This window comes from Myxococcus sp. AB025B, assembly GCF_006518215.1.
Lineage (GTDB): Bacteria > Myxococcota > Myxococcia > Myxococcales > Myxococcaceae > Myxococcus > Myxococcus fulvus.
In genome coordinates, this window is record NZ_SRLW01000462.1 from 1 (window position 1) to 5,480 (window position 5,480).

The window sequence follows — 5,480 nt, forward strand, 5'->3', positions numbered from 1 at the left end:
CATCCGCGAGGCGCGGGGGCGCGAGTACACGGCGGAGGAGCGGGCGCTGTTGGAGAGCCTGGCGGCGCGGGCGGCGCTGGCCATCGAGGACGCGCGGCTGTACGGCGCGGCGACGCAGGCGGTGAAGGCGCGTGACGAGCTGTTGTCGGTGGCGGGGCACGAGCTGAAGTCGCCGCTCAACGCGTTGCAGCTGCAGATCCACCTGCTGGCGCGGATGGCGAAGGACGCGATGGCGGCGAGCGGGCTGGCGGAGCGGGCGGAGAAGGCGGCGCGGGCGGGGCAGCGGCTGGGGTTGCTCATCGACGATTTGTTGGATGTGTCGCGCATCAGCGCGGGACGGCTGAGCCTCAACCGGGAGGAGCTGGACCTGGCGGCGCTCACGCGCGAGCTGGTGTCGCGGATGTCGGAGGAGCTGGCGCGCGCGGGCAGCGAGGTGCGGCTGGTGGCGGACGTGGAGGTGCTGGGGCACTGGGACAAGCTGCGGTTGGAGCAGGTGCTGGTGAACCTGTTGTCGAACGCGGCCAAGTACGGCGCGGGGCGGCCGGTGACGGTGCAGGTGGAGGCGCGGGGGCTGGTGGCGGCGCTCGCGGTGCGCGACGAGGGCATCGGCGTGGCGCAGGAGGACCAGGAGCGCATCTTCGAGCGCTTCGAGCGCACCGAGTCCGCGCAGCACTTCAAGGGCCTGGGGCTGGGGCTCTGGATTACCAAGCGCATCGTCGAGGCCCACGGCGGCGGCATCCGCGTGGAGAGCCAGCCCGGCCGGGGCTCCACCTTCACCGTGGAACTGCCGTTGCCGGGCGGCGCCCCGCGCTGAGCGTCGACACGGGCGGGTCCTGGATGCCTCGCCCGCTCCGGATGTGAGGGTCCTGGTCACGGTGGTGGGAGTCCTCCCGGACCGGGGGCAGGTCGGATACGCTGCGGTCCTTGCGTCCCTGGCTTCCTGGACGCGGAAGGCCGCCCCCACATGAGCGCATCCAGCCCCCTCTTCGGTGACCTGTTGCTCAAGCTGGGCATCGTCACGCCCATGCAGGTGCAGGAGGCCCTGGCCCTCCAGGCCCTCACCGGTCAGCGCGTGGGCGAGGCCCTCATCTCCCTCGGCTATGTCACCCGGGAGCAGATTCAGGACGCGCTCGGCGAGGCCCTGGGCCTGCACCACGACAAGGGCCCCTCCCAGCCCGCGCTGGGCGAGCTGCTCGTGGGCCTCAAGTACGTGACGCTCGCTCAACTCGAGGAGGCGCTCGCCCGCCAGCGCCGCGATGGCCGCAAGCTGGGCGAAATCCTCGTGGAGCTGGGCCACTGCACCTACAAGCAGATCTACGAGGCCCTGGGCCTGCAGAACCGCATCGCCGGACGCCAGGAGAACCCCCGCCCCTTCATCGACGGGCGCCGCCGCGTCGTCGTCGTCGATGACAGCCCGCTCGCCTGCGCCTTCGTGCAGGAGGGGCTCGTCGCCCTGGGCTACGAGGTGCTCTGCTTCCAGGACCCGTTCGAGGCCCTCGAAGGCATGAGCCGCCTTCAGCCCGCCATTGTCCTGAGTGATTTGGAGATGCCCGGCCTGGACGGCGTGGAGCTGTGCCGCCGCCTCAAGGAGGGCCCCACCCGCGGGCTGCCCGTCATCATCCTCACCGCGAACGACCGCGAGGCGGAGAAGGTGCGCGGCCTGCGCGCCGGCGCGGACGACTACGTCAACAAGTCCGCGTCCATGGACGAGCTCGCCGCGCGCATCGAGAGCGTCGTGCGCCGCACCGGCGAGACGGAGCGCATGCGCAAGCTGTTCGCGCGCTACACCTCCGCGGCCGTGGTGGATGAAATCCTCAAGAGCGCCGACGGCGTGGTGCTCACCGGCGAGAAGCGCGAAGTCACCCTGCTGTTCGCGGACATCCGCAACTTCACGGGCCTGGCGGAGAGCCTGCCTCCCGAGCAGGTCGTTGGTGTCCTCAACCAGGTGCTGGGCCGGCTGTCCGACGCGGTGCTGACGTGCGGCGGCACGCTGGACAAGTTCCTCGGCGACGGGCTGATGGCCGTGTTCGGCGCCCCGGTGGCGCGCACGGACGACGCGCTGCGTGCCCTCCAGTGCTCGAAGATGATGATGGACGCGATGACGGACCTGCGCGTGGAGGCGGAGGCCGAGTGGGCCGCCAACGGGCGCGAGGGCCATCCGCTGGTGCTCGAGCTGGGCGTGGGCATCAACTCCGGCGTCGTCGTCGCGGGCAACATCGGCAGCACCGTGCGCTCGGAGTACACCTGCATCGGCGACGCGGTGAATGTCGCCGCGCGCCTGTGTGCCCTGGCCGGCCCCGGGGAAATCCTGGTGGGCGAGCGCACCCGGGACCTGGTGGACGCCCGGGAGACGGCCTTCGAGGACCTGCCTCCCGTGCGCCTGAAGGGCAAGCAGCAGCCCGTGCCGCTCTACCGCGCCCTCTAGCCGCCGGGCCCCACGCGAAGTCTTTCGCGCCCCGGGGCGTCTCAACGGGTAGGGTGGGGGTATGACAGCGCCTGCCTCCGATGCCCACCCTCCGCCCTCTCGCCGCTCCCCCGTCCTCTGGGTGGGGCTGGTGTTCGCCGTCGCGCTCGTCGGGGCGGTGCTGGTGGGGGCGCTGACGCGCTCGAAGGCGGTGCACGCGGAGCGCATCCATCAGGACCTGGCGGTGCTGGAGGACGCCCTGAACCGCTACCACGCGGACGGCAACGTGCTGCCGGAGGAGGCGGACCTGGAGCCGCTGCTCGTCCCCAGGTACCTGCCCGCGCTGCCCCTGGACCCGTGGGGCCGGCACTACCGCTACACCAGCAACGGCAGCCAGGTGTTCCTCGCCACGTTCGGCAAGAGCGATGACCGGGGCGGCAACGGCGAGGAGCAGGACCACACCAACCACGACGGCCACCCTCGGCCGGAGGTGAAGTAGCCGTCCGGGCAGGCGTCCGCGCGGTGTGAGGGGAGCAGGCGTGCGGTGGTCCCCGCGCTCCTCCCCGTCCGGCGAGGGGGCCCCGTCCGCGCGCGGCGTGCGCATCTGTCCTCCAGGGGATGGAGTCTCGGCCATCCCTTCCGAGGAGGGCGGCCATGGCCATCGTCTGTGCGAGCCCGCTGATGGCGCGGGAGTCCCGCGAAGTGGAGGTCGCCGCGGCGCTGGCGACGCGGCTGGGGGAGCCGCTGTTGCTCGTGGGCGTGATGGACGGCGAGCCCCTCACCGACGCCGTGCGCCGGGAGGCCCAGCGTGACCTGGAGGCCCAGGCGGAGCGGCTGCACCTGCCGCCGGGCCGGGTGAGCTGCCGGGTGCGCTCGGATACCGAGGCGGTGCTCGCCGACGAGGAGTGCAGGCACTCGCGCTGGGTGGTGGCCGCGGCGGAGGGCTGGCGCACGTCGGCGTGGCGGCGCGCCTCGCTGCCCGAGCGGCTGGCCCGACACGGCTGTGGACCGGTGCTGTCGGTGCGCCGCGCGGACGCGCTGGTGGACTGGATGCGCGGACGCAGGCGGCTGCTCGTGGTGGTGGGCGTGGATCCGCTGTCCCCCACGGCCGACGCGGCGGTGGGCTTCCTGCGCGAGCTGCGCCGGGTGGGGCCGTGCGACGTGCTGGCCACGTACGTGTGCTCGCCCCTGGAGGCGCGCGAGCGGCTGGGCATCCACACGCCGGTGCACGTGGAGGTGCTGGAGCCCGGCCTGCGGGACATGGAGGCGCTGGACCCCGCCGTGCAGACGGTGCTGCTGCGCGAGGTGCGCGAGCAGGTGGGCGACCTGCTCGGCGAGGGGAGCGTGGAGGTGGTGCTGGAGCCGGGCTTCGGGCGGTCGGCGGACCACCTGCTGCATGTGGCGCTCTCGCGCGGCGCGGACCTGGTCGTCGTGGGCATGCGCGCGCAGGGGCCGGTGAAGCGCTGGTGGCACGGCTCGGTGTCCGCGGGCGTGCTGCGCAACGCGGAGCAGGCGGTGGTGTGCGTGCCGGACACGCTGCGCGAGCCCCGTCGCGCGCAGCCTCCCAGGAGCGTGCTGGTGCCGGTGGACTTCTCCGACGCGTGCCTGCGCGCCATCACCCAGGCGCGCTCGATGGTGGGGCCGGGCGGCCGGGTGCACCTGCTGCACGTGCACCGTCGACGCTTCGGCGAGACGGGCTTCATGGACCACTCCGGCGTGCTGCCCGAGCCCCCGCGCGAGCACGAGGCGACGCTCCAGCGGCTGTGGGACCTGGTCCCCCGGGACGAGGGCGCGCGGGCGCTGCGCTGGAGCGTGGAGGGCGTGTCCGGCGAGGACGTCGCGCTGGCCATCTGCCAGGCCACGGAGCGCGAGGGCGTGGACCTGGTGTGCCTGGGCACGTCGGGCGTGACCTCCCAGGCCCCGGACGCGCTGCCCGTCGTGGTGGCCCGGGAGCTGGTGGCGCGCTGCCGTCGCCCCGTCATGGTGGTGCCCGCCTCGTGACAGCCCCGAGACAGCTGTCACCCAGGTACACATGAAAGGGCTTTCAGGTGGGTCGCTTCGAGCCCCACCTGCCAGGATACCCGGGGCGTTGAATGGAGGACCCGAGGGGGCGTTAGAATCCGGCCTCCACGCTTCAGGCAGCAGGGGGTTTGCCGGTGACGCTCAGCGGTTACCGAGAAGAAGAGCTCGTCTGCAATCGTGCCTCGCTCATCATCCACGGAGGCACGGAGGAGGAGCGACGCAGCTGGGCCCAGGAGGCCGCGCGCAGCTTCGACGTGGAGCTGGTGGAGGTGCGGCAGGCCGCGGACCTGGCCAACGCGCTCCGCCAGCGCAACGGCGTGGTGTTCATCCCGGACGCGGTGAAGCTGGGGCGCGAGGCGCAGGGGCTCATCCTGCGCTGCCTGCAGATGCAGGAGGAGCGGCCCAAGGTGGTGGTGGGCGTGTCGGGCGCGGCGGACGCGGCGCTCGCGCGCGGCACCCTGCGCGAGGACCTGCACTACCGGCTGCATCAGGCGCAGGTGGACCTCCAGAAGGAGGGCCTGCGGGATTTGCTGCGTCGGCGCTGGGCGCTCCAGGCCGAGCAGCTCGCGGTGAAGGCCGCCGCCGCCCGCGCCGCCGAGGAGAAGGCCCGCGCCGCCGCCGAGGCCCGCCGCCCCGGCACGGTGACGCGTACCTTCCCCAAGGCGCGCAAGCCCGTGTCGAGCACGCGCAAGTCGGCGCCTCGCAACGCCTCGCCGCGCTGAGGACCCGCGGTCCCGGCCCGCCGCGCCTCGAGTCAGGCGCGGTCGCCGGAGGCGTCGTCCGTGGCCCACCCGTGGCAAGAGGAGAGGCCATGACCCTGGAGCTCATCCGAGGTGACATCACCCGCGTCGACGCGGACGCCATCGTCAACGCGGCGAACAGCGCGCTGTTGGGCGGAGGTGGCGTGGACGGCGCCATCCACCGCGCGGCCGGGCCGGAGCTGTTGGCCGAGTGCCGCCTGCTGCATGGCTGCCCCACGGGCCAGGCGAAGCTGACCCGCGGCTACCGGTTGCCCGCCCGCCACGTCATCCACACGGTGGGGCCGGTCTGGGGC

General features: G+C 73.2%; 6 protein-coding genes. All 6 read left to right on the forward strand.

Features of this window, described 5'->3' with window-relative positions; genetic code table 11:
• Positions 1–814, forward strand: an 814-nt coding sequence (locus tag FL311_RS40780) for a HAMP domain-containing sensor histidine kinase (RefSeq protein ID WP_141333028.1), incomplete at its 5' end; no start/stop codon positions are given.
• A 150-nt stretch (positions 815–964) separates the two neighbouring features.
• Complete coding sequence (locus FL311_RS40785; RefSeq protein WP_046717171.1) at positions 965–2,425, forward strand: adenylate/guanylate cyclase domain-containing protein; 1,461 nt, start codon at positions 965–967, stop codon at positions 2,423–2,425.
• A 61-nt stretch (positions 2,426–2,486) separates the two neighbouring features.
• Positions 2,487–2,903, forward strand: a complete 417-nt coding sequence (locus FL311_RS40790) for a type II secretion system protein GspG (protein ID WP_141333029.1) — start codon at positions 2,487–2,489, stop codon at positions 2,901–2,903.
• 155 nt (positions 2,904–3,058) lie between these two features.
• Positions 3,059–4,405 (forward strand): universal stress protein, encoded by a 1,347-nt coding sequence (locus FL311_RS40795; RefSeq protein WP_141333030.1) that lies wholly within the window; start codon positions 3,059–3,061, stop codon positions 4,403–4,405.
• A gap of 155 nt (positions 4,406–4,560) precedes the next feature.
• The gene (locus tag FL311_RS40800; RefSeq protein ID WP_141333031.1) at positions 4,561–5,148 is read left to right on the forward strand and encodes a Fis family transcriptional regulator; all 588 of its coding nucleotides are present in this window, start codon (positions 4,561–4,563) and stop codon (positions 5,146–5,148) included.
• An 89-nt stretch (positions 5,149–5,237) separates the two neighbouring features.
• The coding region (locus tag FL311_RS40805; protein WP_194869584.1) for a macro domain-containing protein at positions 5,238–5,480 on the forward strand (243 nt) is incomplete at its 3' end.

Excerpts from the sequence above, each read along its gene's own strand:
- FL311_RS40785 (WP_046717171.1), top strand. The coding sequence starts at position 965 with ATGAGCGCATCCAGCCCCCTCTTCGGTGACCTGTTGCTCAAGCTGGGC.
- FL311_RS40790 (WP_141333029.1), top strand. The coding sequence starts at position 2,487 with ATGACAGCGCCTGCCTCCGATGCCCACCCTCCGCCCTCTCGCCGCTCC.
- FL311_RS40795 (WP_141333030.1), top strand. The coding sequence starts at position 3,059 with ATGGCCATCGTCTGTGCGAGCCCGCTGATGGCGCGGGAGTCCCGCGAA.